This is a genomic window from Pseudomonas sp. GW823-FHT06E10 (assembly GCF_058794995.1).
This window is the reverse complement of the sequence record NZ_JBXAHJ010000002.1, coordinates 502,454-527,998: the sequence shown is the minus strand read 5'-3', so window position 1 is coordinate 527,998 and position 25,545 is coordinate 502,454. Positions and strand designations below refer to the sequence as shown.

Annotated in this window: 24 protein-coding genes, 1 tRNA gene and 1 pseudogene; 10 read left to right on the top strand and 16 right to left on the bottom strand. The window is 60.3% G+C overall.

From position 1 onward, the window contains the following. Nucleotides 1-89: 89 nt before the first annotated feature. Nucleotides 90-995, top strand: a complete 906-nt coding sequence (locus AC1Q6Y_RS05495; RefSeq protein WP_090457667.1) for a LysR substrate-binding domain-containing protein — start codon at nt 90-92, stop codon at nt 993-995. Between the two features lie 15 nt (nt 996-1,010). Here the strand turns inward: AC1Q6Y_RS05495 and AC1Q6Y_RS05490 are convergent, their stop codons facing one another. After that, complete coding sequence (locus tag AC1Q6Y_RS05490; RefSeq protein WP_492624124.1) at nt 1,011-3,068, bottom strand: methyl-accepting chemotaxis protein; 2,058 nt, start codon at nt 3,066-3,068, stop codon at nt 1,011-1,013. A gap of 333 nt (nt 3,069-3,401) precedes the next feature. On the opposite strand from AC1Q6Y_RS05490, the gene AC1Q6Y_RS05485 reads away from it, so the two are divergent. Then, nucleotides 3,402-4,619 (top strand): MFS transporter, encoded by a 1,218-nt coding sequence (locus AC1Q6Y_RS05485; RefSeq protein WP_057713312.1) that lies wholly within the window; start codon nt 3,402-3,404, stop codon nt 4,617-4,619. A 170-nt stretch (nt 4,620-4,789) separates the two neighbouring features. On the opposite strand, the gene ychF is transcribed toward AC1Q6Y_RS05485, so the two are convergent. The 8 genes from ychF to AC1Q6Y_RS05445 all read right to left on the bottom strand — a co-directional run bounded on the left by ychF (nt 4,790) and on the right by AC1Q6Y_RS05445 (nt 11,707). Beyond that, nucleotides 4,790-5,890, bottom strand: a complete 1,101-nt coding sequence (gene ychF / locus AC1Q6Y_RS05480; protein ID WP_057713313.1) for a redox-regulated ATPase YchF — start codon at nt 5,888-5,890, stop codon at nt 4,790-4,792. A gap of 22 nt (nt 5,891-5,912) precedes the next feature. Further along, nucleotides 5,913-6,497, bottom strand: coding sequence for an aminoacyl-tRNA hydrolase (gene pth, locus AC1Q6Y_RS05475; RefSeq protein ID WP_492624123.1), 585 nt, complete (start codon nt 6,495-6,497; stop codon nt 5,913-5,915). A gap of 169 nt (nt 6,498-6,666) precedes the next feature. Continuing rightward, the gene (locus tag AC1Q6Y_RS05470; RefSeq protein ID WP_007973891.1) at nt 6,667-7,266 is read right to left on the bottom strand and encodes a 50S ribosomal protein L25/general stress protein Ctc; all 600 of its coding nucleotides are present in this window, start codon (nt 7,264-7,266) and stop codon (nt 6,667-6,669) included. Between the two features lie 142 nt (nt 7,267-7,408). Further along, nucleotides 7,409-8,350, bottom strand: coding sequence for a ribose-phosphate pyrophosphokinase (locus AC1Q6Y_RS05465; protein ID WP_003171603.1), 942 nt, complete (start codon nt 8,348-8,350; stop codon nt 7,409-7,411). A gap of 46 nt (nt 8,351-8,396) precedes the next feature. Then, a tRNA-Gln gene (locus AC1Q6Y_RS05460) sits at nt 8,397-8,471 on the bottom strand. 36 nt (nt 8,472-8,507) lie between these two features. Then, nucleotides 8,508-9,359 carry a 4-(cytidine 5'-diphospho)-2-C-methyl-D-erythritol kinase gene (ispE, locus tag AC1Q6Y_RS05455; protein ID WP_057713314.1) on the bottom strand — a complete coding sequence of 284 codons (852 nt, stop codon included), beginning with the start codon at nt 9,357-9,359 and terminating at the stop codon, nt 8,508-8,510. A gap of 1 nt (nt 9,360) precedes the next feature. Further along, the gene (lolB, locus tag AC1Q6Y_RS05450; RefSeq protein ID WP_349736494.1) at nt 9,361-9,978 is read right to left on the bottom strand and encodes a lipoprotein insertase outer membrane protein LolB; all 618 of its coding nucleotides are present in this window, start codon (nt 9,976-9,978) and stop codon (nt 9,361-9,363) included. A 4-nt stretch (nt 9,979-9,982) separates the two neighbouring features. After that, complete coding sequence (locus AC1Q6Y_RS05445) at nt 9,983-11,707, bottom strand: tetratricopeptide repeat protein (RefSeq protein ID WP_154860519.1); 1,725 nt, start codon at nt 11,705-11,707, stop codon at nt 9,983-9,985. A 235-nt stretch (nt 11,708-11,942) separates the two neighbouring features. Between AC1Q6Y_RS05445 and hemA the strand changes: the two genes are divergently transcribed. The 6 genes from hemA to AC1Q6Y_RS05415 all read left to right on the top strand — a co-directional run bounded on the left by hemA (nt 11,943) and on the right by AC1Q6Y_RS05415 (nt 17,317). Next, nucleotides 11,943-13,232 carry a glutamyl-tRNA reductase gene (gene hemA / locus AC1Q6Y_RS05440; protein WP_057713317.1) on the top strand — a complete coding sequence of 430 codons (1,290 nt, stop codon included), beginning with the start codon at nt 11,943-11,945 and terminating at the stop codon, nt 13,230-13,232. Then, nucleotides 13,229-14,311 carry a peptide chain release factor 1 gene (gene prfA, locus AC1Q6Y_RS05435; RefSeq protein ID WP_007981853.1) on the top strand — a complete coding sequence of 361 codons (1,083 nt, stop codon included), beginning with the start codon at nt 13,229-13,231 and terminating at the stop codon, nt 14,309-14,311. The genes hemA and prfA overlap by 4 nt, the downstream gene beginning before the upstream one ends. After that, nucleotides 14,312-15,142, top strand: coding sequence for a peptide chain release factor N(5)-glutamine methyltransferase (gene prmC, locus AC1Q6Y_RS05430; RefSeq protein ID WP_090457656.1), 831 nt, complete (start codon nt 14,312-14,314; stop codon nt 15,140-15,142). Next, nucleotides 15,136-15,891 (top strand): molybdopterin-synthase adenylyltransferase MoeB, encoded by a 756-nt coding sequence (locus AC1Q6Y_RS05425; protein WP_492587645.1) that lies wholly within the window; start codon nt 15,136-15,138, stop codon nt 15,889-15,891. The genes prmC and AC1Q6Y_RS05425 overlap by 7 nt, the downstream gene beginning before the upstream one ends. Beyond that, entirely contained in the window at nt 15,884-16,675 is a 792-nt protein-coding gene (murI, locus tag AC1Q6Y_RS05420; protein ID WP_150814906.1) for a glutamate racemase, read from the top strand. Before AC1Q6Y_RS05425 ends, murI begins: the two co-directional genes overlap by 8 nt. Before the next feature lie 123 nt (nt 16,676-16,798). Continuing rightward, nucleotides 16,799-17,317: an acyloxyacyl hydrolase gene (locus tag AC1Q6Y_RS05415; RefSeq protein WP_057713321.1), complete on the top strand. Its 519-nt coding sequence runs from the start codon at nt 16,799-16,801 to the stop codon at nt 17,315-17,317. A gap of 145 nt (nt 17,318-17,462) precedes the next feature. Here AC1Q6Y_RS05415 and AC1Q6Y_RS05410 read toward each other — a convergent pair whose 3' ends face one another. The 7 genes and pseudogenes from AC1Q6Y_RS05410 to AC1Q6Y_RS05380 all read right to left on the bottom strand — a co-directional run bounded on the left by AC1Q6Y_RS05410 (nt 17,463) and on the right by AC1Q6Y_RS05380 (nt 23,253). Continuing rightward, nucleotides 17,463-17,768 carry a YkgJ family cysteine cluster protein gene (locus tag AC1Q6Y_RS05410; protein ID WP_007981864.1) on the bottom strand — a complete coding sequence of 102 codons (306 nt, stop codon included), beginning with the start codon at nt 17,766-17,768 and terminating at the stop codon, nt 17,463-17,465. 99 nt (nt 17,769-17,867) lie between these two features. Continuing rightward, nucleotides 17,868-18,650, bottom strand: coding sequence for an SDR family NAD(P)-dependent oxidoreductase (locus AC1Q6Y_RS05405; protein WP_407516671.1), 783 nt, complete (start codon nt 18,648-18,650; stop codon nt 17,868-17,870). Further along, nucleotides 18,647-18,746: pseudogene (locus AC1Q6Y_RS05400) on the bottom strand (nuclear transport factor 2 family protein); the annotation flags it as partial. The gene AC1Q6Y_RS05405 and the pseudogene AC1Q6Y_RS05400, both read right to left, overlap by 4 nt. Nucleotides 18,747-18,748: 2 nt before the next feature. Next, nucleotides 18,749-20,191, bottom strand: a complete 1,443-nt coding sequence (gene phrB, locus AC1Q6Y_RS05395) for a deoxyribodipyrimidine photo-lyase (protein WP_407516670.1) — start codon at nt 20,189-20,191, stop codon at nt 18,749-18,751. Between the two features lie 21 nt (nt 20,192-20,212). Next, nucleotides 20,213-21,154: a MerR family transcriptional regulator gene (locus AC1Q6Y_RS05390; protein WP_057713323.1), complete on the bottom strand. Its 942-nt coding sequence runs from the start codon at nt 21,152-21,154 to the stop codon at nt 20,213-20,215. Beyond that, nucleotides 21,154-22,113, bottom strand: a complete 960-nt coding sequence (locus tag AC1Q6Y_RS05385) for a YbgA family protein (protein WP_407516669.1) — start codon at nt 22,111-22,113, stop codon at nt 21,154-21,156. Before AC1Q6Y_RS05385 ends, AC1Q6Y_RS05390 begins: the two co-directional genes overlap by 1 nt. Before the next feature lie 153 nt (nt 22,114-22,266). Further along, nucleotides 22,267-23,253, bottom strand: a complete 987-nt coding sequence (locus tag AC1Q6Y_RS05380) for an NAD(P)/FAD-dependent oxidoreductase (RefSeq protein ID WP_057713325.1) — start codon at nt 23,251-23,253, stop codon at nt 22,267-22,269. 196 nt (nt 23,254-23,449) lie between these two features. On the opposite strand from AC1Q6Y_RS05380, the gene AC1Q6Y_RS05375 reads away from it, so the two are divergent. Further along, complete coding sequence (locus AC1Q6Y_RS05375; protein WP_150814912.1) at nt 23,450-24,352, top strand: TIGR01777 family oxidoreductase; 903 nt, start codon at nt 23,450-23,452, stop codon at nt 24,350-24,352. A gap of 13 nt (nt 24,353-24,365) precedes the next feature. Further along, a complete protein-coding gene (gene hemH, locus AC1Q6Y_RS05370) occupies nt 24,366-25,388 on the top strand; it encodes a ferrochelatase (RefSeq protein WP_057713327.1) in 1,023 nt (340 codons plus the stop codon). Nucleotides 25,389-25,545 lie beyond the last annotated feature (157 nt).

The following is a 25,545-nucleotide window of genomic DNA, read 5'->3' as shown; positions in this document are numbered from 1 at the left end:
CGATTATCAGCGAGGGGTTGCGGGGGCGAAACTTCAATTTTAACATAGGGGCTGTTAAAAAATTTAACAGCAGAAGGCGCCCGGAAACCATGCCTGACCACCGTTTGCCGCCGCTCAACGCGGTGCGTGCCTTTGATGCCGCGGCCCGGTTGGGCAGCTATGTCGAAGCCTCCAAAGCCCTGCACGTGACCCAGCCGGCCATCGGCCGCCATGTGAAATTGCTGGAAGACTGGCTGGGCATCCAACTGTTCGAGCGCACCTCTCGCGGGGTCAACCTGACGACGGCGGGGGAGAAGTACCACCGCAAGATCACCGCCGCCTTGCAGCTGATCATCGAAGCTGGAAAAGAGGCGCAGCCAAAACACGCCGAACGCTGGCTGCGCATCATGGTGGTGCCAGGGTTTGCCAAGCGCTGGCTGATGCCGCGCATCGAGGCCATGCGTCATCTGCGCCCGGGCTTGAAGTTCGCCATCGAGCCCAACTCCACCTTCACCGAAGTGGATGGCAAAAGCGCTGACCTGGGCATCGTCTACGGGTTGGACGGCCAATATGCGCACTCGCGCACCAGCCTGATTTGTCCTCGGGTGTTTCCGATCTGTTCCCCCGACTATCTGGCCAGCGTCGAGCCCATCGACAGCCCCGCGGACCTGGTGAAACACAACCTGATCCATGTGGATGACGGCGAGTGGTGGAACCTGTGGTTCGCCGCCAACGACCTCGACATGCACCTCAATTCGGACATGCTCTACGTCAACAACGACCACGCGCTGTCGGTGGCCGAGAGCGGGCAGGGCATCGCACTGGCCAACGAAGTGCTGGTGCGCGACGAACTCCATAGCGGCAAGCTGGTGCGGGTGGTGGACGCGCAAGTGAAGCTGGAAAGCTATCGAGTGCTGACGCCGTCCGCCGAACTCTCGGCGGACGTGGCGTGGTTTATCGACTGGCTCAAGAGCGAACTGGAGCAGGACTTCCCGGAGGCGGTGATCCGCGCCTGAGAAGTCCTGGCGGATTCAACTCAAACGGAAGCGCCCGGTGTTGTCGCTTAAGGCTTTGCTGCCGTGGCTCAGGGTGTCCGCGGCCTGGTTCACCGCGCGGGCCCCTTCGAGCAAGCGCACCGCCGCTTGATCGACCTGCTGGATATTGCCGCTGACCTCGTCGGCGGTACTGGCCTGTTCCTCCACCGCCGTGGCGATTTGCGCCAGGGTATCGGTGACGCTCTGCACCGCACTGGCGATTTCCCCGAGCCGTTCACCGAGGCCGGTGACCGCTTGCGCATCGCTCTCTGCCTGATTGCACGCAGCTTGCATCAGGCTGACGGCCTCATTCACGGTGTTGCGCAGGCTGTCGACCGTACCGGCGATCTGTGCGGTCGACGACTGGGTGCGTTGGGACAGGCTGCGCACTTCATCGGCCACCACCGCGAAGCCACGCCCTTGCTCGCCCGCCCGAGCCGCCTCGATGGCGGCGTTGAGTGCCAGCAGGTTGGTCTGCTCGGCGACGCCGCGAATGGTGTCGACCACCAGTTGAATCTGCTGTCCTTGTTCACTGACCCGGCCCAGCGCCGCAGCGGTCTCGTTCAGACGTTGATTGAGCTGCTGGATACTCGCGGTGGTGCGCTGGCTGTCACGGCTGCTGTCGGCGGCAATGCGCCGGGTGTGCTGGGCGCTGCCGGACGCCTGTTCGCAACTGTGGGCCACCCCTTGTGAGGTGGCGGCCAGTTGCGTCGCCGCAGCGGCAATCTGGCTGATCTGCAACTGCTGGGCTTCGACTTCGCCCAGGGCGTCGCTGGAATGATGGTTGAGGGTTTGCACCGCGTTGCTCAGTTGCAGGGTTTCGTGATCCACCCCTTGCAGGCTGGTGCGCAGTTGCACCACGGCGACGTTCAGCGCGGTGCTGATGACCGCCAGTTCGTCCCGGCCTTGAACCGGCACTTGCAGGCTCAGATTACCATCGCGCAGGGCCTCGGCCAGTACCGTGATGCCGCTGGCGCTGCGGCGGATCGAGGCCTGCAAACAGATGAACAGATACAGCGCGGCCAACAGCAGGCAGCCCAACACGGCGGCCACAACAACGAACTGGCGGATCGCCGAGTCGTGGTAGTAATCCAGTCGTTGATCCAGCGACACCAGCGACTGCTGACGCAACGAGGCGAGGTCAGAGAGCAGGGCATCGAGACTGCGTTCGAAGTCCTCCGGCTTGAGGTTGATGCTGCCGCCGAACACGCCGTCATCCAGCACCTTCAGGCCTGCATCGAGGCGCTTGAGGCTGTCGTGGTATTGCCCGGCCCAGGTTTGCAGGGCGCTGGGCAAGCGCGCTTCGAGCAGGCCAGCGGTTTTCACCAGCTGCTCTCGCGCATCGCCGATGCGGCTGCGCAGGTCGCGCAGTTGCAGGCGGCTTTGCAGGGTGAACTGTCCGGACACCACCGAGGCTTGGCCCACAGCAGCCAGACGGCCGACCCGTTCGATCAGGTCTGGTGCGTGCTGGGTGGAGATCTGCGTCAGCAAATAAGTTTCCAGCCACGGTGCCAGCGTCAGGCGATTGTCCATGGCGATCTGCTCGCGCAAGGCTTGCAGGGCGCTCAAGGCGTTGGTGAAGCGATCGTAGCCATCGGGCCACCAACCGACAGCACTCAGGCTTTTTGAGTCGAGGCCATCGAGGGCGGTTTGCAGGGCCTGATAACGCGACAGGGTTTCGCCCTCGGCGCTTTCTTTTTGCAGGGCATTGCCCAATTCGGCAGTGGCCTGGCTGACGGCGGGCTGAACCCCATCGAAGGCGGCCATCGCGGCGAGGGTGGCCGGCGTTGGCTGGCGATTGGTTTCCGTGGCGCGCCACCTGGCGGCGCGATCACGCTGGGCGGCGAGCAGGTCATCCAGCGCATCGAGCGCAAGCAGTTGCCGCACCCCGGCGCGTTCGCCGGAGATCAGGCTGAGTTTGTCGCGATAGTCCTGGCCGATCATCCACAGGCTGCCGGCCAGCGGCAGGATAAACAGCAGAAACAACAGCTGGAATTTACGTGCGAAGCCAAAACGCCCCAGCAGCCCGATCCCCGGTGATAAAAAAGCCTGCATGCCCCATGACTCCTCTGGACACCACGCACTATTGGCGTGCGACGGAGGTTGTCGCACCCCCGACTCGTGCCCTCTAAAAAGGCCTCGAAAGTTCACCCTTGTCCGCTCTGTAGGCTGACTCTGTAGCGAAACTTCCCATTGTCGGTCTCCTTTGTAAGGAAGCCGCGTTCAAGCAGACAAGGAAGGCAAGATTCAGACCATGGCTTTGCGCCATCAAGGTTGTGGTGATGAAAAACGAGGTCGTTAGCAGGCTAAGGGGATGGCGTTGCCGCACCGAAAAATGGCACATTGGCGCACCTGCACGTTCGTACCTCCTGTTGTCTGGAAATTCCCATGGCTATCAGCAACGCCCAGACCGGCTCAGTGCCGGCGTCCGCTACGCCCCAAAGCAGTCCCCTGGTGATGCGCATCATTGGCGCGGTAGCGCTGGCGCATTTGATCAACGACCTGATCCAGTCGGTGCTGCCGTCGATCTATCCGATGCTCAAGGCCAACTATGGCCTGACCTTCACCCAGGTCGGCCTGATCACCCTGACGTTTCAGCTGACGGCCTCGTTGCTGCAGCCGTGGGTCGGTTACTACACCGATCGTCATCCCAAGCCGTGGTTGTTGCCGGCGGGTACGGTCTGCACCCTGGTCGGGATTCTGATGATGTCGGTTGTCGGCAGCTTCCCGCTAATCCTGTTGGCGGCGGGGCTGATCGGCATCGGTTCATCGACCTTCCACCCGGAAGCGTCCCGCGTGGCGCGCCTGGCTTCGGGCGGACGCTTCGGGCTGGCGCAATCGACCTTCCAGGTCGGCGGTAACGCAGGCTCGGCGTTCGGCCCGTTGCTGGCGGCGGCGATCATCATTCCCTACGGTCAAGGGCAGGTGGCTTGGTTCGGCCTGTTCGCGGTGTTTGCGCTGTTCGTGCTCTACCGGATCAGCCGCTGGTACGCAAACCATTTGAACCTGTTCAAGCTCAAGCAAGGCCAGGCGGCGACTCACGGCCTGTCGAAGGGCCGAGTGACCAGTGCGCTGGTGGTGCTCGGGTTACTGGTGTTCTCCAAGTATTTCTACATGTCGAGCCTCACCAGCTACTTCACCTTTTATCTGATCGAGAAGTTCGACCTGTCGGTGGCCAGCTCGCAGCTGCATCTGTTCCTGTTTCTCGGCGCGGTCGCGGCGGGGACGTTCTTTGGCGGGCCGATCGGTGACAGGATCGGGCGTAAGGCGGTGATCTGGTTCTCGATCCTCGGCGTTGCGCCGTTCACCTTGCTGCTGCCCCATGTCGACCTGTTCTGGACCAGCATTCTCAGCGTGGTCATCGGCTTCATTCTCGCCTCGGCGTTCTCGGCCATCGTGGTATACGCCCAGGAACTGGTGCCGGGTAATGTCGGGATGATCGCCGGGATATTCTTCGGTTTGATGTTTGGCTTCGGCGGGATTGGCGCGGCGTTGCTGGGCCATTTGGCGGATATTCACGGCATCGAATACGTGTACTACCTGTGTTCGTTCCTGCCGCTGTTCGGGGTGTTGGCGATCTTCCTGCCGCGAACCAAAAAGGCCTGATCCAACACAAATCCCCTGTGGGAGCGAGCCTGCTCGCGATGACGGAGTGTCAGTCAGTATCTTTGTTGGCTGACACACCGCTATCGCGAGCAAGCTCGCTCCCACAGAAAAGCAAAAACAAGGCACAAAAAAGCCGCGTATCAAACGCGGCTTTTTCTTGGGCGTATGGCTTACACGTTGAAACGGAAGTGCATCACGTCGCCGTCTTTGACGATGTAATCCTTGCCTTCCAGACGCCATTTACCGGCTTCCTTGGTACCGGCTTCGCCCTTGTACTGGATGAAGTCGTTGTAGGCGATCACTTCGGCGCGGATGAAGCCTTTTTCGAAGTCGGTGTGGATCACGCCAGCGGCTTGTGGTGCGGTGGCACCGACGCGGACGGTCCAGGCGCGGACTTCTTCGACACCGGCGGTGAAGTAGGTCTGCAGGTGCAGCATTTCGTAGCCGGCGCGGATCACGCGGTTCAGGCCAGGCTCTTCGAGGCCCAGGGCTTCGAGGAACATGTCTTTTTCTTCGCCGTCATCGAGCTCGGCGATTTCCGCTTCGATCTTGTTGCACACCGGAACAACCACGGCGCCTTCTTCTTCGGCGATGGCGCGTACAACGTCCAGGTGCGGGTTGTTCTCGAAACCGTCTTCAGCGACGTTGGCGATGTACATGACCGGCTTGGTGGTCAGCAGGTGGAAGCCCTTGATCACCGCTTTCTCGTCGGTGCCCATGTTCTTCATCAGGCTGCGCGCCGGCTTGCCTTCGGTGAAGTGAGCGATCAGTTGCTCCAGCAGGCCTTTCTGGACCACTGCGTCCTTGTCACCGCCCTTGGCGTTGCGCGCGACTTTCTGCAGTTGCTTCTCGCAGCTGTCGAGGTCGGCGAAGATCAGTTCCAGGTCGATGATTTCGATGTCGCGTTTCGGGTCGACGCTGTTGGAGACGTGAATCACGTTCTCGTCTTCGAAGCAGCGGACCACGTGGGCGATGGCATCGGTTTCACGGATGTTGGCCAGGAACTTGTTGCCCAGGCCTTCACCTTTCGACGCGCCGGCAACCAGGCCCGCGATGTCGACGAATTCCATGGTGGTCGGCAGGATGCGCTTTGGATTGACGATGGCTGCCAGGGCATCCAGACGCGGATCCGGCATCGGCACGATACCGCTGTTAGGCTCGATGGTGCAGAAGGGGAAGTTCTCGGCCGCGATCCCGGATTTGGTCAGGGCGTTGAACAGGGTGGACTTGCCGACGTTAGGCAGGCCGACGATGCCGCAATTGAATCCCATGGTGTTTCCCCTCGGATAAGAGTCAGGCCTTCTGGCTGTGCAGGTTTTTCATCGCGCGGTTCCATTCCCCGGCGAGGATATCCGGCAGCACGCCGAGGGCAAAGTCGATGCTGGCATCGAGTTTTTCCTGTTCGGCGCGTGGCGCACGACCCAGGACGAAATTTGAAACCATACTGGCGACGCCCGGATGACCGATGCCAAGCCGCAGGCGGTGGAAAGTGTTCTGATTGCCCAGTTGCGCAATGATGTCGCGCAACCCGTTGTGACCGCCATGGCCGCCGCCCACTTTGAGTTTGGCGACGCCGGGTGGCAGGTCGAGTTCGTCGTGTGCCACGAGGATTTCTTCAGGCTTGATGCGATAGAAACCTGCAAGGGCCGCCACGGCCTGGCCGCTGCGGTTCATGTACGTGGTGGGAATCAGCAGACGAACATCCTGACCCTGATGCGAATAGCGCCCGGTCAGGCCGAAATATTTGCGGTCCGCCACAAGGTTTACGCCTTGTGCGTTCGCGATGCGCTCAACAAAAAGGGCCCCTGCGTTATGCCGGGTCTGTTCGTATTCAGCGCCTGGATTTCCCAGGCCAACGATCAGTTTGATGGCAGTCACGATAGGGGCCCTTCCTTGGAGTGGTGGATAACATCGCCGCAATCAGGGATAGCGGCGAAAGTGGACGAAAATTGCTCATTTACCATGATGTAAACTCCGCGTTCTCGCCCGCTTTCTCGCTATGCTCTAGTCCGCGATGTTTCCGGTCACTCCGGCGTACAGAGTAAAATTACTCTGCAGCGCCTTCTGCAGCTTCTGGAGCAACACGTGGAGCGTGGACGTTGGCAACAGCCTTGTCATCACCGTGTGCCAGGGCCACGAACTCAACGCCTTTAGGAGCCTTGAGGTCCGACAGGTGAATGATCGAACCGATTTCAGCGTTAGCCAGGTCGACTTCGATGAACTCAGGCAGATCTTTCGGCAGGCAGGAAACTTCGATCTCGGCAACAACGTGCGAGATTTCGCCGCCTTTCTTGGTCGGTGCTTCTTCGTTGATGAAGTGCACTGGAACGATAGCGGTCAGTTTCTGGCCGGCTACTACGCGTACGAAGTCAGCGTGCATCACGTGGCCTTTGGCCGGGTGACGCTGCAGGGCTTTGATCACGACGTTCTGCTTGGTGCCACCAACGTTCAGCTCGATGATGTGGCTGTAAGCCGCTTCGTTTTCGAGCAGTTTGGCAACTTCTTTGGCCAGCATGCTGATGGATTCAGGGGCTTTGTCGCCACCGTAAACTACAGCTGGAACCAGGCTTGCGAGACGACGCAGGCGGCGGCTCGCACCTTTCCCCAGGTCGGAACGCACTTCAGCATTCAGAGTAAAATCGTTCATGTTGTATCTCCAAAATAACCACACTCGCCCCAGCGTTTGCGACCAGCGCTAAAGGCGATATGGGCAAAAAAGCCCCGCCCCGACAGGAATGCCGGGGCGGGGCGCTTTTCGTCAACGAGACATTTCGAGAAGGGCAGGGCCCTTAGCGGAACATCGCGCTGATCGATTCTTCATTGCTGATGCGGCGGACCGCCTCGGCAACTACCGGTGCGATATCCAGTTGGCGGATACGCGCACAGGCTTGTGCTGCAGCGGACAGAGGAATGGTGTTAGTCACCACCAACTCGTCCAGCACGGAATTTTCGATGTTTTCGATCGCCCGACCCGACAGCACAGGGTGCGTGCAGTAGGCGAAAACCTTGGCAGCGCCATGCTCTTTCAAGGCCTTGGCCGCGTGGCACAGGGTGCCGGCGGTATCGACCATGTCATCGACCAGAATACAGGTACGCCCTTCGACATCACCGATGATATGCATCACTTCAGAGTGATTGGCTTTCTCACGGCGTTTGTCGATGATCCCAAGATCCACGCCCAGGGATTTGGCAACGGCACGTGCACGCACGACGCCGCCAATGTCCGGGGACACGATCATCAGGTTTTCGAAGCGCTGATCTTCGATGTCATCCACCAGAACCGGGGAGCCGTAGATGTTATCTACCGGAATATCGAAGAAACCCTGGATTTGGTCAGCATGCAGATCAACCGTGAGAACACGGTCGATGCCGACTACGGTAAGCATGTCAGCCACGACTTTCGCGCTGATAGCCACACGTGCGGAACGCGGACGGCGATCCTGACGGGCATAACCAAAGTAAGGAATAACAGCAGTGATACGAGTAGCCGAGGAGCGGCGGAAGGCATCAGCCATCACTACCAGTTCCATCAGGTTATCGTTGGTCGGAGCGCAAGTCGGCTGAATAATGAAGACGTCTTTACCGCGAACGTTTTCATTGATCTCGGCTGTAATTTCGCCGTCGGAGAATTTACCGACAGAGATGTCACCGAGAGGGATATGCAGCTGACGTACGACACGCCGAGCCAGATCGGGGTTAGCGTTCCCCGTAAAGACCATCATCTTGGACACGCGCAGTACCTGAAGGCTGAGGGTAACCTGGATGAGTATAGGAAAATGGCAGGGGCGGCTGGATTCGAACCAACGCATGGCAGGATCAAAACCTGCTGCCTTACCGCTTGGCGACGCCCCTGTATCTGTTGCAACGATTACCCAGTAATCGGTTCCTTTAGAGCAGACTTTGCAGCTTGCGATGCAACATCGAAACGTTGCTTCCTTTTGCTACAAATCCTGTAAGGGTCTCTGTCAGAAGGGCCGAGACTTTATCAGCTTCAGCTTTGCTTGGGAAGCCCCCAAACACACAACTTCCAGTTCCGGTGAGTTTTGCTTCGGTAAATTTACCTAACAAATTCAAAGCGTTACGTACCTCTGGATAACGCCTTGTTACCACCGGCAAGCAGTCATTTCGACTGTTTCCCTTGGGAACGGGGCGCACTTTAATGGGAGGAGTGTTACGTGTCAACAACGGATCTGAAAAAATTTCTGCCGTACTAACAGAGACTTGCGGCACCAGCACCAGATACCACGGTTCTTCCGGGTCCACAGGGGTCAGTTTCTCCCCCACGCCCTCGGCGAAAGCCGCGTGGCCACGTACGAAAACCGGGACGTCGGCGCCCAGCGTCAACCCCAGCCCGGCCAGGCGATCTTCATCCCAGCCCAATTGCCACAGATGATTCAAGCCCAGCAATGTTGTTGCGGCATTCGAGCTGCCGCCACCGATGCCGCCACCCATGGGCAGGATCTTGTCGATCCAGATATCGACGCCTAGCGAGCAAGCGGATTGTTCCTGAAGTTTTCTGGCGGCCTTGACGATCAGGTTGCTGTCGTGGGGAACACCTTCGAACTCAGTGTGCAGATGAATGACACCGTCATCGCGCAGGGCGTAGGTGATTTCGTCGCCGTAATCGAGAAACTGAAACATCGTCTGCAGTTCGTGGTAGCCGTCTTCGCGGCGACCCAGGATGTGCAGCATCAAATTGAGTTTGGCTGGCGAGGGCAGCGTCAGGCGATTGGCCGGCATGTCACGACCCCAGTTTGCGCGGTTGCCAGATCTTGATCACCAGCGTGACATCAAGGTCGGTGCCGCTGAGCTTGATGCGCTCGGGTAGCCAGAAACCGTTTTGCTGGGTGTAGGCGGTGTAGTCGACCTTCCAGCCATCCTGTTCAAGGCTCGCCAGGCGGCTGTCGCCGTCCAGGGTCAGGCGACTTTTGCTGTCGGGAGCCGGGAGCCCGCGCACCCACCAGGCCAGGTTGGACACCGGCAGCTTCCAGCCAAGCTGTTCTTCGAGCAGCACTTCCGGATTCGGCGCGTCGTAACGTCCCTGGTTGGCGACTTCCAGCGACACCTTGCCCGGGCGTCCGGTCAGGCGAGCCGCGCCGCGGCCCAGTGGTCCCGACAGGCGAATGTCGTAGTAATCCTGGCGCTGCAACCAGAACAGCGTGCCGCTGCCCGAGTCTTTCGGGGCACGGATGCCGATCTTGCCGTCGATCTGCCAGCCATCGAGGCCGGTCAGTTGCTGTTTGTGCTGACGCCATTGGGCGGCGTTGCCATGGCCCTCGACCGACTCACGGGGACCCAGGCCCGCGCAACCGGCGAGCAGGGCGATAAAGCTGAAAACGATGAAATGGCGCAAAAACATAATTTTAAAGAGTCTCTGATCCGGTCAGGCGTTTGATGGTGCCGCGCAGGGTCGGGCTGTCAGGCTGTTCCTTGAGGAACTTGCCCCAGACTTGTTTCGCTTCACGCTGTTTGCCGTTGGCCCACAGGACTTCACCCAGGTGAGCGGCGACTTCCTGATCGGGGAAGCGATCCAGGGCCTGGCGCAGCAGGCGCTCGGCTTCGTCGAGATTGCCCAAGCGGTAATTCACCCAGCCAAGGCTGTCGAGTACCGCCGGGTCTTCCGGACTGATCTGGTGCGCCTGTTCGATCAGGGCCTTGGCTTCGGCGTAGCGCGTGGTGCGGTCGGACAGGGTGTAGCCCAGGGCATTCAACGCCATGGCATTGTCCGGGTCGCGCTTGATGATCGTACGCAGGTCTTTTTCCATCTGCGCCAGGTCATTGCGTTTTTCCGCCTGCATGGCGCGGGTGTAGAGCAGGTTCAGGTCGTCCGGGTATTTCTGCAAGGCCTGTTGCAGAGCATTCCAGGCCTTGTCGCCCTGATTGTTGGCGGACAGGGTTTCGACTTCGATCAGGTACAACTGGATGGCGTAATCCGGCTGCTCATCGCGCTCTGCCGCCAGCTTGCGTTGCGCTTCGGCGGTCTTGCCGTTGTTGATCAGGATGTCGGCCTGACGCAATTGCGCCGGCAGGAAGTCGTTGCCCGGGCCAACCTTGGCGTATTCGATCAGTGCGCCTTGCGGGTCGTTTTGTTCTTCGGCGATGCGGCCGAGGTTCAGGTGCGCCGAGTCGACGTGGCTTTCCCGGGCGATCAGGTCTTCAAGATGACCCTTGGCCTCGTTCCAGTCCTTGGCTTCCAGGCACACCAGCGCCAGGGAGTAACGCAGTTCGTCGTCATCCGGGTATTGCTGGACCAGGCTCGAGAACTCGGCCTTGGCGTCGTCCATGCGGTCCTGTTCAACCAGCATCCTCGCGTAAGTCAGGCGCAGGCGCTTGTCGTCCGGGTATTTCTTGATGCTTTTCTGCAGCAACGGCAGGGCTTCGTCACCGCGATTCAAGGTTTGCAGCAGGCGTGCGCGCAGCAGGATCGGCGCAATTTCGCCGTCCTCCGGCGGATTGTCTTCCAGCAGCTTCAACGCGCCCTTGGCGTCGCCATCCTGTTGCATCAGCAAGGCCTTGCCGAAAATCAGCTGGCCGTTGTCCGGATGACGCTGCAACAAACGATCGAAGCTTTTCATCAAGCCGTTGCGGGTGTCCTGGTCGGTGTCGGCCGCGGACAGCGCAAGGAAGTCGAAATGGGTGTCGCCTTTGCCTTGCAGGACTTTCTCCATATAGACCATGGAGTCGTCATAACGCCCGGCGCGTGCCAGTTGCACGGCGGCGGCGCGTTGCGCTTCGAGGTCGTCGGGGGCGTTCCTGGCCCAGATCAGCGCAGTATCCAGGGCTGCCTGGTCGGCGCCCAGATATTCGGCGATACGAAATGCCCGCTCGGAGATGCCTGGATCCTGGGTGTTGATGGCCTGGGTCACATAGTTGTCCAGGGCAATGTCAAAACGATTGCGCTGGCCGGCCAGTTCGGCGCTCAACAGGCTGAAGATGGTTTCCTCGCTGAATGGGCTGTAGACCTTGGGCTTTTCAGGGGCCGGGGTGCTGTCTTCAACCGGCGGCGCACCGTCCGACGAAACGGGTGCCAAGGCCTGGCAGCCGCTGAGGAAGACAAGAGCGAGGAGCAACGCGGAGGATCTATTCATATAGGAAGAGGACGACTAACCTGCGGTCGGATCATCATGACACAAGCTTTCGAGCAAACATAACCGGCCCGGCAATTTACCTGCCAGCCCGATCCGCATCGCCCTGATGCTTGTGTAAACGAGAACTGCTCGCAACCCGCGATGGCGCCTGATGGGGCGATAGATATCGAGTAGTTGTTCTGATTCCGTCGAAGTAGGACAATTGTCGGCTTCACGTCACAATCAGCGACTTTGAATGGCCTTCCTTGCACTCGGTATTAACCACAAGACTGCTTCAGTAGACGTCCGCGAGCGCGTGGCTTTTACCCCTGAGCAGCTGGTTGAGGCCTTGCAGCAGCTCTGCCGACTCACCGACAGCCGCGAAGCTGCGATCCTCTCCACCTGCAATCGCAGTGAACTCTATATAGAACAGGATCACCTGTCGGCGGACGTCGTGCTGCGCTGGCTGGCCGAATATCATCATTTGAGCTACGACGAGCTGCGCGAAAGCGCCTATGTGCATGAAGATGATGCGGCAGTTCGTCACATGATGCGGGTGGCTTCCGGGCTCGACTCGCTGGTGTTGGGCGAACCGCAGATTCTTGGCCAGATGAAATCGGCCTATGCCGTGGCCCGCGAGGCCGGCACCATCGGGCCGTTGCTCGGTAGGCTGTTCCAGGCCACGTTCAATGCGGCCAAGCAGGTGCGCACCGACACGGCCATCGGCGAGAACCCGGTGTCGGTAGCGTTTGCCGCGGTAAGCCTGGCCAAGCAGATTTTCAGCGACCTGCAACGCAGCCAGGCCTTGTTGATCGGCGCCGGCGAGACCATCACCCTGGTCGCCCGCCATCTGCATGACCTGGGTGTAAAGCGCATAGTGGTCGCCAACCGCACCCTGGAGCGCGCAAGCATTCTGGCCGAACAGTTCGGTGCCCATGCGGTGCTGCTGTCGGATATTCCGGCAGAGCTGGTGCGCAGCGATATCGTCATCAGTTCCACCGCCAGCCAGTTGCCGATTCTGGGCAAGGGTGCGGTGGAAAGCGCCTTGAAACTGCGCAAGCACAAACCGATCTTCATGGTGGATATCGCTGTTCCCCGCGACATCGAGCCAGAAGTCGGCGAACTGGACGACGTTTACCTCTATAGCGTCGACGACCTCCACGAAGTGGTTGCCGAGAACCTCAAGAGCCGCCAGGGCGCAGCCCAGGCCGCCGAAGAGATGGTCTCGATCGGTGCCGAAGATTTCATGATCCGCCTGCGCGAATTGGCGGCGGTGGACGTGCTCAAGGCCTATCGTCAACAGAGCGAACGCCTGCGCGATGAAGAATTGCAAAAGGCCCAGCGCATGCTGGCCAACGGCACCAGTGCCGAAGAGGTGCTGGTGCAACTGGCCCGCGGGCTGACCAACAAACTATTGCACGCACCGAGCGTGCAGTTGAAAAAGCTCTCTGCCGAAGGTCGCCTGGATGCGCTGGCGATGGCCCAGGAACTCTTTGCCCTCGGTGAGGGCTCATCGGATAGCTTTTCGGATAAAAAACCGCAATGAAAGCGTCACTGCTCAATAAGCTGGATATCCTCCAGGACCGTTTCGAGGAATTGACCGCCCTGTTGGGCGATGGCGAGGTCATTTCCGATCAGAACAAGTTCCGCACCTATTCCAAGGAGTACGCGGAAGTTGAACCGATCGTGGGCGCCTATAAAGAGCTGCTGAAAGTGCAGGACGACCTCGAAGGCGCCCAGGCACTGCTCAAGGACAGCGACCCGGACATGCGGGAAATGGCCGTGGAAGAAGTCCGCGAGGCCAAGGAACGCCTGGTCACGCTCGAAGCCGACCTGCAGCGCATGCTGCTGCCCAAGGACCCGAACGACGGCCGCAACGTGTTCCTCGAGATCCGTGCCGGTACCGGTGGTGACGAAGCGGCGATTTTCTCCGGCGACCTGTTCCGCATGTATTCGCGTTACGCCGAGCGTCGTGGCTGGCGGGTGGAGATCCTTTCGGAGAACGAGGGTGAACACGGCGGCTATAAAGAGGTGATTGCCCGGGTCGAGGGCGACAACGTCTACGGCAAGCTGAAGTTCGAATCCGGCGCGCACCGCGTGCAGCGGGTTCCGGCGACCGAATCTCAAGGCCGCATTCACACGTCGGCCTGCACCGTGGCGGTATTGCCCGAACCAGACGAACAGGAAGCCATCGAGATCAACCCGGCCGATCTGCGCATCGATACCTATCGCTCCTCCGGCGCCGGTGGCCAGCACGTCAACAAGACCGACTCGGCGATCCGTATCACGCACTTGCCATCCGGTATTGTGGTCGAGTGCCAGGAAGAACGTTCACAGCACAAGAACCGCGCCCGGGCGATGTCCTGGTTGTCGGCCAAGCTGAACGATCAGCAGACCTCCGCCGCGGCCAACGCCATCGCCAGCGAGCGCAAGTTGCTGGTCGGTTCCGGCGACCGCTCAGAGCGTATCCGCACCTATAATTTCGCCCAGGGCCGGGTCACCGATCATCGGGTCAACCTGACCTTGTATTCCCTCGACGAGATCCTCGCCGGCGGTGTCGAGGCGGTGATCGAACCGTTGCTGGCCGAGTACCAGGCCGATCAACTGGCAGCGATAGGTGAGTAAATGACGATCATTGCCAGTTTGTTGCGCGCCGCCGATTTACCCGACTCGCCGACGGCGCGTCTGGATGCCGAACTGCTGCTGGCGGCGGCCTTGGGCAAGTCCCGCAGTTTCCTGCATACCTGGCCGGAGCGCATCGTGCCGAGCGAAGCGGCGCTGACGTTCGCCGAGTATTTGCAGCGCCGCCGCAGCGGTGAGCCGGTGGCCTATATCCTCGGCCAGCAGGGTTTCTGGAAGCTGGACCTGGAAGTGGCACCGCACACGCTGATCCCGCGCCCCGACACCGAACTGCTGGTGGAAGCCGCGCTGGAACTGTTGCCGGCCACACCGGCCAAGGTACTCGACCTTGGCACGGGCAGCGGCGCGATTGCCCTGGCCCTGGCCAGCGAGCGTCCGGCCTGGAGCGTCACTGCCGTGGATCGTGTCCTGGAAGCCGTGGCCCTGGCCGAACGCAATCGCCAGCGCCTGCACCTGGACAACGCCACCGTGCTGAGCAGCCATTGGTTCAGCGCCCTGGAAGGTCAGCGTTTTCAACTGATCATCAGCAATCCGCCCTACATCGCAGCGGCCGATCCGCATCTGGTCGAGGGCGACGTGCGCTTTGAACCGGCCAGCGCCCTGGTGGCGGGTGTCGACGGGCTCGACGATCTGCGCTTGATCGTTGCCCAGGCACCGGACCATCTGGACGCCGGCGGTTGGCTGATGCTCGAACACGGCTATGATCAGGCCGAGGCGGTTCGCGATTTGCTGCTGACCCGGGGTTTCGAAGAAGTCCACAGCCGCACCGATCTGGGCGGTCATCAACGCATCAGTCTGGGGCGCCTGCCGTGCTGAATGATCAGGAATTGCTGCGCTACAGCCGGCAGATTCTGCTGCAACACATCGATATCGACGGCCAGTTGCGGCTCAAGGAAAGCCGCGTATTGATCGTCGGTCTTGGTGGCCTTGGCGCGCCAGTGGCGCTGTATCTGGCGGCCGCCGGCGTTGGTGAGTTGCACCTGGCGGACTTCGATACGGTCGACCTGACCAACCTGCAACGCCAGATCATTCACGACACCGACAGTGTCGGCATGACCAAGGTCGATTCGGCAATCAAGCGCCTGACGGCGATCAACCCCGAGATTCGACTGATCGCCCATCGTGCGGCGCTGGACGAAGACTCCCTGGCCGCCGTAGTGGCCAGAGTGGATCTGGTCCTCGATTGTTCTGACAATTTTTCCACCCGTGAAGCGGTCAACGCCGCTTGTGTGGCGGCCGGCAAACCGCTGGTCAGCGGCGCGGCGATTCGCCTCGAAGGGCAGCTGTCGGTGTTCGATCCGCGTCGACCGGAGAGTCCGTGCTACCACTGTTTATACGGGCACGGCAGCGAAGCCGAATTGACCTGTAGCGAGGCCGGCGTGGTCGGTCCGCTGGTGGGGCTGGTCGGCAGTCTGCAAGCGCTTGAAGCGTTGAAGTTGCTGGCCGGATTCGGCGAGCCGCTGGTGGGGCGCCTGTTGTTGATCGATGCCTTGGGCACGCGCTTCCGTGAACTGCGGGTCAAGCGCGATCCGGGCTGCAGCATCTGTGGGCCGAAACATGCGTGAAGCGCCGATTGGCGTGTTCGACTCCGGTGTCGGTGGGCTCTCGGTACTGGCCGAGATCCAGCGTTTGCTGCCCAATGAGTCTCTGTTGTACGTCGCCGACTGCGGGAATGTTCCCTACGGCGAAAAATCCCCGGCATTTATCCAGCAACGTTGCAGCGTGATGGCCGACTTCTTTCGGCAACAGGGCGCCAAGGCTTTGGTGCTGGCGTGCAACACGGCGACGGTTGCCGGGGTCGCCGACCTGCGTCGCGACTATCCGGAATGGCCCATCGTTGGCATGGAGCCGGCAGTCAAGCCGGCCGCCGCCGCAACCCGTTCCGGCGTGGTGGGGGTGCTGGCCACCACCGGCACTTTACAGAGCGCCAAGTTCGCCGCGTTGCTCGACCGCTTCGCCACGGATGTGAAAGTGATCACCCAACCCTGTCCAGGGCTTGTGGAGCTGATTGAAAACGGCGACCTGCGCAGCCCCGAGTTGCGCCAGCTGTTGGCCGGGTATGTCGAGCCACTGCTGGCTGCCGGCGCGGACACTCTGATTCTCGGCTGCACCCATTACCCCTTTCTCAAGCCGATGCTGCGGCAGATGATCCCCGAGGACATCAGCCTGATCGACACCGGCGCCGCCGTCGCGCGACAACTTCAGCGTCTGCTGGCCGAAGGCGAGCTGCTCGCCCAGGGACCTTCCCGTGAGGCACAGTTCTGGACCAGCGCCGATCCGCTTCATTTCAGAAATATCTTGCCGATACTGTGGAATACCTCTGGTGTTGTGCGAAGCTTCAACAGGTAGATGACTGTCCGGGGGAATACGAAGAGTCGGGGTAAACTTCTGATCAATCGCTGACTTCTATAGTTTTGCAGGGCTTGGTAACAAAAAAAACCATACGAAATCGTTCGGAAAAGGAAGTTTCAAGTGAAGCGACTATTCTGCTTGGCCGCGATTGCGACCGCACTTTTGGGGCACACTTTTACCGCGCAGGCGGCAGGTGTGGAATTTGCCGTGGGGCAAACCGGCGAGTCGACCATGACCTATCGATTGGGGATGCAATTCGATTGGGACCAGAGCTGGTGGCAGAGCGACGTTGGTCGTCTGACCGGTTACTGGGACGGCGCCTATACCTATTGGGAAGGTGACGAGAAATCCAGTAACCACAGCCTGTCGTTCTCACCCGTGCTTGTTTATGAGTTTGCCGGCCAGAACGTCAAACCCTACATCGAGTTTGGGATTGGCGTGGCGGCGTTTGCCAGCACCGAAGTCGAAAGCAACGATCTGGGCAGCGCCTTTCAGTTCGAAGACCGCTTTGGTTTCGGTTTGCGCTTTGCCGGCGGACATGAAGTCGGGGTTCGTGCGACGCACTATTCCAACGCCGGGATCACCACTCCGAACGATGGTGTAGAAAGTTACGCATTGCATTACACGATGCCGTTGTAAGCACCACGGTTTCAGCGGGTTGTAAATCCCTCTGTGGGAGCGAGCTTGCTCGCGATGACGATGTTTCATTCAACATCAATGTTGAGTCTGAAATCGCTATCGCGAGCAAGCTCGCCCCCACAGGGGGGGCACGTGGTTTTCCAGTTCAGCGATACGCCGTTGAAATCCCCTGGCGTTCGTCGATGCACTCCGGAGCGCCCATCTCGAACTCCCGGCAGATCAGCGGGCGTTTTTCGTAGATCGTGCACATCATCGTGTTGCGATCCAGCGCGGCACACCAACCGTCATCCAGGCGCAACATCACTTCCCCGCCCCAGTCATCGGTATCGATGAACCGTTCAGGCACGCCCGTATCTGTGATCAGCATGACTTCGAGCTGGCAGCAGCAGGCTGCGCAGGTCGAGCAGGTGACCGCGGGTTCCGCGATTTGCGTATGGGGGATGGTTTTCATGGCGCGCAGTGTAAGGCAGTCACCGGGTACTGTGTGAAAGGTCTGACGGACGCTCAAATATCTGAGCGTCCGAGACACCGCCGCCATTGATGACGACTTTCAGGGTTGATCCTTGATCGGCGGCTGGCTGCGCACCATGCGTTTGCCGATCTCCAGTTTTATTTGGTCCGGCCGTTTGGAGAGTGGCCAGAGGGCGGTCATGAACGCTGCGGGGAAAGCGATTTCCAACGGGCGGTCCTTGAGTTTTTCGAAGATGTGCCGCGCGGCTTTCTCCACCGGCCAGCTCAAGGCCATGGGTGAGTCGTTTTTTGCCGTCAGCGGCGTCTCGACAAACCCGGGGCTGATTACCGTGAGTTCTATGCCTTCCGGGGCCAGGTCGATGCGCAGGGATTCGAACAGATAACGTAGCCCGGCCTTCGAAGTGCCGTAGGCTTCTGCCTTGGGCAGCGGCAGGTAGGTCACCGTACTGGCCATGGCCACCATATGCGGTGCGGTGCCGGCACGCAGCAATGGCAGGGCGGCGTCGATGCAATAGCTGCTGGCCAACAGGTTAGTGCGCACCACATGCTCGACAATCGACGCATCGAACTGCTTGGCATCCACGTACTCGCAGGTGCCGGCGTTCAGTATCACGGTGTCCAGCGAGCCCCAGTCCTGGGCAATCTGCTCGCCGATTTCGCGTACGGTCTGGCTGTTGGTCAGGTCTCCGGGGACCACCAGCACTTGCCCCGGATAACGTAGCGACAAGTCTTTCAGGGGGGGCACGGTGCGCGAACTGACGGCCAGGTGCGCACCGGTTTTCAGGATTTCTTCGGCCAGGGCGGCACCGATGCCGCTGCTTGCACCGGTCAGCCAGTATCGTCGTGCGAGTGTCCGACTCATCCCAATCTCCTTTTCAGCCAGGCGATTGCCCGGCCCAATACGGGTAAATGTTCATAAAGCAAAGCCCCCGGCATCGAAGTAATCCCGGTGGCGGTAATTCATGACCCAACGGCGGCGTATTGCCGTGAGGGCAGGTTTTTGAATGCCGTCAACGCACGTGTACGGGAAGTACCCAGGTCGACGATCGGTGAGGGGTAATCCACAACACCGAAAAGGCCGCCGAGATTGGCGGGGTTGTGCACGTCTTTTTTATTCAACCCGGCCAGTTCTGGCAACCACTGCTTGATGAATACGCCTTCGGGGTCGAATTTTTCCGACTGGCTCAGCGGGTTGAAAATCCGGAAGTAAGGCGCTGAGTCGGTGCCGGTGGAAGAACTCCACTGCCAGCCACCATTGTTCGCCGCCAGGTCGCCATCAATCAGGTGACGCATGAAAAAGCGTTCGCCTTCGCGCCAGTCGATCAGCAGGTTTTTGGTCAGGAACATCGCCACCACCATGCGCAGGCGGTTGTGCATCCAGCCGGTTGCCAGCAGTTGGCGCATGGCGGCGTCGATGATCGGCAAGCCGGTGCGTGCCTGTTGCCAGGCGGCCAGTTCTTCTGGGGCGTTGCGCCAGGCCAGGGCTTCGGTTTCCGGACGAAACGCGCGGTGCCGGGAAACCCGTGGGTAGCCTACCAGGATGTGTTTGTAGAACTCGCGCCACAGCAGTTCGTTGATCCAGGTGACAGCGCCGGTCTTGCCGCTTTCGAATTCACCTTGATTGCTGTTCAAGGCCGCGTGCAGGCATTGGCGCGCAGAAATCACTCCGGCGGCGAGATAGGCCGAGAGCTGACTGGTGCCGGGCTTCGCCGGGAAATCCCGTTCGCTTTGATAGTGCTCGATCTGCACATCGCTGAAGCTGTCGAGGCGACGCCGGGCTTCGGCTTCGCCCGCGGGCCAAAGGTTGCGCAGGTTATCAGCGGGTGTTGCGAAACCGTCGACACTCAAAGGGATCGCATCGCTGGCAATGTTCAGCGGCGCTTGTTTGTGCGGCGCGCGTACCAGGCTGGGCAGCGAGTGGTGCAGTCGTTCGTAGCAGACTTTGCGGAACTGGCTGAAGACCTGAAAGTAAGTGCCGGTGCGGGTCAGTACGCTCCCGGGCTTGAACAGCAATTGATCGAGGTAGCGGCGAACTTCGATCCCTTCAGCCTGTAGCGTCCGGACGACCGCTGCATCGCGATGTGACTCGTGGATGCCGTATTCCTCGTTGAGGTGCAACGCATCGACGTGCAGCTGTCGGCACAGGTTCAGCAATACGCTGGGTGCGTCATCCCAGCGAGGCGCCAGGCGGATCAGCAGGGGAATGTTCAGTTGACCCAGTTCGCGGTTCAACTCGCGCAGGTTGCGCAGCCAGAAGTCCACTTTGCAGGGCGCATCGTCGTGTTCCAGCCATTGTTCCGAACTCAGCAGATACACCGCCATGCACGGGCCGCGAGCCGCGGCGGCCGAGAGGGCGGTGTTGTCATGTAGGCGCAAGTCGCTGCGCAGCCAGATCAATTGCATTTTGGTATCCACGCGATTCATTTAAATCAGCCCGCGCTGAACCAGTGCCTGATGTGCCGACAACGGATCTTCGGCCAGGTACAGATCAGCGATCACGGCAGTACTTGCGGACAACTCGGTGTGGTGGATGCAGACCGTTGGTCCGGCAATCATTTTTGGGCAACTGACACCTTTGAAAAGTTTCGGCAGCTGTGCCGGATTCAGGGCTTTGCTTGAGTACAGCAGAACTCCTCGGGGTTGCAGAAGTTCGACCGCCAATGCCAGTTCTCCGACAGGCAGCGGCCAGTCGAAGACCTCCACCGGGCAATCCGCGCTGCTGATCAGCCAGGCCGTGAGCCACAGGTGCGGTTCCACGGGCAGGTCCGAGTGGTTGACCAGCAGCAGCGGCGCGGTGCGCAACTGACGATTGTTATGGTAGATGCGCGCACCGAACTTGCTGCGCAGCCAGGCACAAAAAAAGCCCCGCTCCATCTGCGCCCCGAACTGGCCTTGCCAGCGTTGCTCCAGAGCGGCCAGCAAGGGCATCAGCAATTGCTCGCACAGGGTTCGCGGCGGATACAGCGCCATCGCTTGATTGACGCTGTCATCCAGGGCGCGTTCCTGCAATCGGCTGACGGCCTGCAGCAACGTTTGCAGCAAGGCGTGCCAATCGTTGTCGACGGACTCGCTGAAGGCTTGTGGCGTGTCTAGCAATGGTTTGACCTGGCTGACGGCAACGCCACGGTTGAGCCAGGTGAGGATGGTCTGGATGCGTTGTACGTGGTCGGCCGAGAACAACCGATGGCCCTTGGGCGTGCGTAGCGGCACGATCAGACCGTAGCGCCGCTCCCAGGCACGCAAGGTCACGGCATTGACCCCGGTTTGCCGCGCCACTTCACGGATCGGCAGCCAGCCTTCGTCCAGCGCCTTTTTAAAGTCATCGCCGAGGTCTTCGCGGGCGCTGGTGTCGAGTGCTTTTTTCATCAAATGGCGTTTCGCAGGCTGAGGTTTTCCGGGTGCGGTTGCAGGTAAACCTGCTGTGCGATGTACGGATCGGGGTGTTGGCGAAAGTGATGTTTGAGCAGTGTCAGCGGCACCACCAGCGGCACGATGCCCAGACGATACTGGCTGATCACGTGCTGCACTTCGCGCTTGTCTTCGCCGCTGATGGCCTGTTTCAGGTAGCCACTGAGGTGTTGCAGGACGTTGGTGTGAGTGCGACGTGTGGCGCATTTTTTCAGCGCAGCCATCAGTTCGCTGAAATAGCGGGGGCCCAGTTCCTGCGGATCGGTATTGCCCATGTTGCCCAGCAGGTTGCCCAGGGTTTTGTATTGCACCGGGTTGTGGGCCATCAGCAGGTATTTGTAGCGCGAATGAAAGTCCGTGAGACCGTGCCGGCTCATGCCCTCTTGGCGTAGCTGCTGCCAGGCGCTGTAGGCGAACACCCGGGTAAGGAAGTTTTCCCTCAGCACCGGATCGTTGAGCCGGCCGTCTTCCTCCACCGGCAAGTCCGGGTGCCGCAGGCAGAAAGCCCGGGCGTAGATCCCGCGCCCGCCAATGTCCGCCCGTGCGCCGTTGGCGTGGTAGACCTTGACCCGCTCCAGGCCGCAGGACGGAGAATTTTGCATGAAGATGTAGCCACAAATATCCCCCAGATGCGCTGCCATGTCCCGGCCGTAGGTGGCCAGCGGTAGTGTCACGTTAAGGTTGTGATCGAGGGTGCCCACGGCTTCGGGTTGATCTGCACTGCCCACCAGCCGAATCGGTTGGCGGGGTACGCCCAGGCCGATGGCCACTTCCGGGCAGACCGGGATGAAATCGAAGTAGTCAGTGAGGGTGCGGCTGCACAACCGCGATTCCTTGTGTCCGCCGTTGTAGCGTACGTCGAGCCCCATCAGGCAGGCGCTGATGGCGATTTTCGGTTTGGCGGGGGAGTGGAGCATCGGAGCACCTCGAATCTAAACCTGTACAAACATTCGGGTCTGTACAAGATAACTTCATCATAGATTCGAAGTTGTACAAGTCAAATTATTTGTATAGGTTTTTGACGGGCTGCTGTCAGGGCGACAGCAGCGATTTGCTCGGATTGATGCTCTTTACTGCAGGTGCTCATGCAAGCGGCGGGCGGCCTCCTGACCGCTGAGCCAGGCCCCTTCGACGCGTCCGGACAGGCACCAGTCGCCACAGGCGTACAGCCCCAGGTCGGCATCGGCCAGGGTGCCCCATTCGTGACTGCTGGCGGGGCGGGCGTAGAGCCAGCGGTGGGCGAGGCTGAAGCTCGGCGCGGGCATTGAATCGTGCAGCAGTTCGGCAAATGCGCCGTGCAACTGTTCGATCACCGCTTCCTTGGACAGGTCGATGTGCTGGCGACTCCAGGCGCTGGTGGCATGCAAGACCCATGTGTCGAGGGTGTTGTCGCGTCCGGGTTTACTGCGGTTTCGGGCCAGCCAGTCGAGGGGGCTGTCCTGTACGAAGCAGCCTTCCATGGGCGTTTCCAGCGGCGTTTCGAAGGCCAGGGCGATGGCCCAGGTCGGGTCCATTTTCACCCCGGCGGCGGCCCCGGCGAGTTTCGGCGCCGATGCCAGCAGAGCCGTGGCCTGTGGGGCCGGCGTGGCGATGACCACATGGCTGAACGGTCCGTGGGTGAAGCCTTCGGCGTCCTGCAGGTGCCAGTGTTCTTCACCGCGATAGACCTCGGTGATCCGACAGGCGAAATGCACTTCGAGGTCACCGAGCAGGGCGCGGGTGATGGCGCTCATGCGAGGCGTGCCGACCCAGCGGGTCTGCTCGTCCGGCGACAGGTTGAGTTGGCCGCCATGGTAGGTGTACAGCTGCGGCGTCCATTCGGCGACCCAGCCCTTGGCTTGCCAGCGCTGGACTTCGTTGACAAAACGCCGGTCGCGGGCAGTGAAATACTGCGCGCCCATGTCCAGAGCACCCGCATCGCTGCGCTTGCTCGACATGCGCCCGCCGCTGCCGCGACTTTTATCGAACAGTTGGACCACGTGCCCGAGGTCCGTCAGGGCCTGGGCGGCGGAGAGTCCGGCAATGCCGGTGCCGATGATTGCGATAGGTACAGTCATAGGGGCCTCGTTTACCTTTCTGTACAGACTACGCCGGGGTTCAAACCTGTACAATATTGTTTTTTGGTATAACTTTTAGCGTTCTCGATCTGACAGCTTGGCCTATTGTTAAACATAGAGCCTGCTCGATACCAAAGATCCCTGCTTATAAAAATAGACTAATGGACAAGGTAAAACGCCACGCGAGGAAGAAGTCATGCACATATTGCTGACCGGCGGTACTGGTTTGATAGGACGTCAGCTTTGCCGGCACTGGTCGGGTCAGGGATATCGCCTGACGGTCTGGAGTCGCCAACCTGAAAATGTCGCGAAAATATGTGGTGCCCAAGTGCGTGGAGTTGCACGGCTGGAGGATCTGGGGCAAGAACCTGTCGATGCGATTATCAATCTTGCCGGGGCACCGATTGCCGACCGACTCTGGACGCACAAACGCAAAGCCCTGTTGTGGAGTAGTCGCATCACGCTGACCGAAACCCTTCTGGCCTGGCTTGAAAGCCGCGCACAGAAACCGCAGGTGCTGATCTCCGGTTCTGCAATCGGTTGGTATGGCGATGGTGGCGAACGTGAGTTGACCGAAGAGTCGCCACCGGTCATCGATGATTTTGCCAGTCAGTTATGTGTCGCCTGGGAAGAGACCGCACAGCGAGCTGAGGTGCTGGGCATTCGCGTCATCTTTATTCGAACCGGGTTGGTGCTGTCGGCAGAGGGCGGCTTTTTGTCGCGGCTGTTACTGCCGTTCAAATTGGGCCTGGGAGGGCCGATCGGCAACGGCCGGCAGTGGATGCCGTGGATTCATATCGACGATCAAATCGCCCTGATTGATTTTCTTCTGCATCGCAACGAGGCCAGCGGTCCCTATAATGCGTGCGCGCCCGAACCCGTGCGTAATCGCGAGTTTGCCAAAACACTGGGTAGCGTGCTGCATCGCCCGGCGTTCATGCCGATGCCGACCCTTGCCTTGAAAGTGGGCCTGGGCGAATTGTCTTCGTTGTTGCTGGGCGGCCAGCGCGCGACTCCAGTGCGTTTGTTACAGGCTGGTTTCACTTTTAAGTTCACGGATTTGCGCGCGGCTTTGGACGATCTGTCCAGTCGCCTTTGAAATAGGACGTTGCATGACCGATCACGCGTTGCTTCTGGTCAACCTGGGTTCACCTGCCTCCACCTCGGTGGCGGATGTGCGCAGCTACCTCAATCAATTTCTGATGGACCCGTACGTGATCGACCTGCCATGGCCGGTTCGACGGCTGCTGGTGTCGCTGATCCTGATCAAGCGTCCCGAGCAGTCGGCCCATGCTTATGCCTCGATCTGGTGGGACGAGGGCTCGCCGCTGGTGGTGCTCAGCCGTCGCCTGCAACAAGCGATGACCAGTCAGTGGCAACACGGCCCGGTCGAACTGGCGATGCGTTACGGCGAGCCGTCGATCGAATCGACGCTGGTGCGCCTGGTCGCGGCGGGGCACAAGCGAATCACCCTGGCGCCGCTTTATCCACAGTTCGCCGACAGCACCACGACTACGGTCATAGAAGAGGCCCGGCGCGTGGTACGCGAGAAAAACCTCGACGTGCAGTTGTCGGTGCTCCAGCCGTTCTACGACCAACCGGAATACCTCGATGCGCTGGTGGCCACGACCCGGCCGCATTTGCAGCAGGATTTCGATCACTTGCTGATGAGCTTTCATGGCTTGCCGGAACGGCATCTGAAGAAGCTCAACCCCGGTCACAGCTTCGAGGGTGGCGGTGATTGCTGCGCCGGGGCGCCACCGGAGGTGGTCGCCACCTGTTATCGCGGCCAGTGCCTGCGTACGGCGGCAGAGTTTGCCAAGCGCATGGGATTGCCGGAGGGCAAGTGGTCAGTGTCGTTTCAGTCGCGGCTGGGGCGCGCTAAATGGATCGAACCCTACACCGAAGCGCGCCTCGATGAGTTGGCCAAAAGCGGCGTGAAAAAGATTCTGGTGATGTGCCCGGCGTTCGTAGCCGATTGCATCGAGACCCTGGAAGAGATCGGTGATCGCGGCAAGGAGCAATTCCGCGCAGCGGGGGGAGAGGACCTGGTGTTGGTGCCGTGCCTCAACGATGACCCGCATTGGGCGAAGGCGTTGGCGACCTTGTGTGAAAGGGCACCGATTGCATTGTAGGCATACAAACTGTGGGTTGACGGGCTGTTGTGGCGAGGGGGCTTGCCCCCGTTGGGTCGCGGAGCGGCCCTGAATCCTTCAACCGCGAGTCAACTGACAGACCGCGCTCGCTGGATTTACGACTGCTTCGCAGCCGAACGGGGGCAAGCCCCCTCGC

Coding starts and splice junctions, on each gene's coding strand:
- AC1Q6Y_RS05495 (WP_090457667.1), top strand. CDS start 90: ATGCCTGACCACCGTTTGCCGCCGCTCAACGCGGTGCGTGCCTTTGAT.
- AC1Q6Y_RS05490 (WP_492624124.1), bottom strand. CDS start 3,068: ATGCAGGCTTTTTTATCACCGGGGATCGGGCTGCTGGGGCGTTTTGGC.
- AC1Q6Y_RS05485 (WP_057713312.1), top strand. CDS start 3,402: ATGGCTATCAGCAACGCCCAGACCGGCTCAGTGCCGGCGTCCGCTACG.
- ychF (WP_057713313.1), bottom strand. CDS start 5,890: ATGGGATTCAATTGCGGCATCGTCGGCCTGCCTAACGTCGGCAAGTCC.
- AC1Q6Y_RS05470 (WP_007973891.1), bottom strand. CDS start 7,266: ATGAACGATTTTACTCTGAATGCTGAAGTGCGTTCCGACCTGGGGAAA.
- ispE (WP_057713314.1), bottom strand. CDS start 9,359: ATGCCGGCCAATCGCCTGACGCTGCCCTCGCCAGCCAAACTCAATTTG.
- lolB (WP_349736494.1), bottom strand. CDS start 9,978: ATGTTTTTGCGCCATTTCATCGTTTTCAGCTTTATCGCCCTGCTCGCC.
- AC1Q6Y_RS05445 (WP_154860519.1), bottom strand. CDS start 11,707: ATGAATAGATCCTCCGCGTTGCTCCTCGCTCTTGTCTTCCTCAGCGGC.
- hemA (WP_057713317.1), top strand. CDS start 11,943: ATGGCCTTCCTTGCACTCGGTATTAACCACAAGACTGCTTCAGTAGAC.
- prfA (WP_007981853.1), top strand. CDS start 13,229: ATGAAAGCGTCACTGCTCAATAAGCTGGATATCCTCCAGGACCGTTTC.
- prmC (WP_090457656.1), top strand. CDS start 14,312: ATGACGATCATTGCCAGTTTGTTGCGCGCCGCCGATTTACCCGACTCG.
- murI (WP_150814906.1), top strand. CDS start 15,884: ATGCGTGAAGCGCCGATTGGCGTGTTCGACTCCGGTGTCGGTGGGCTC.
- AC1Q6Y_RS05410 (WP_007981864.1), bottom strand. CDS start 17,768: ATGAAAACCATCCCCCATACGCAAATCGCGGAACCCGCGGTCACCTGC.
- AC1Q6Y_RS05405 (WP_407516671.1), bottom strand. CDS start 18,650: ATGAGTCGGACACTCGCACGACGATACTGGCTGACCGGTGCAAGCAGC.
- phrB (WP_407516670.1), bottom strand. CDS start 20,191: ATGCAATTGATCTGGCTGCGCAGCGACTTGCGCCTACATGACAACACC.
- AC1Q6Y_RS05390 (WP_057713323.1), bottom strand. CDS start 21,154: ATGAAAAAAGCACTCGACACCAGCGCCCGCGAAGACCTCGGCGATGAC.
- AC1Q6Y_RS05385 (WP_407516669.1), bottom strand. CDS start 22,113: ATGCTCCACTCCCCCGCCAAACCGAAAATCGCCATCAGCGCCTGCCTG.
- AC1Q6Y_RS05380 (WP_057713325.1), bottom strand. CDS start 23,253: ATGACTGTACCTATCGCAATCATCGGCACCGGCATTGCCGGACTCTCC.
- AC1Q6Y_RS05375 (WP_150814912.1), top strand. CDS start 23,450: ATGCACATATTGCTGACCGGCGGTACTGGTTTGATAGGACGTCAGCTT.
- hemH (WP_057713327.1), top strand. CDS start 24,366: ATGACCGATCACGCGTTGCTTCTGGTCAACCTGGGTTCACCTGCCTCC.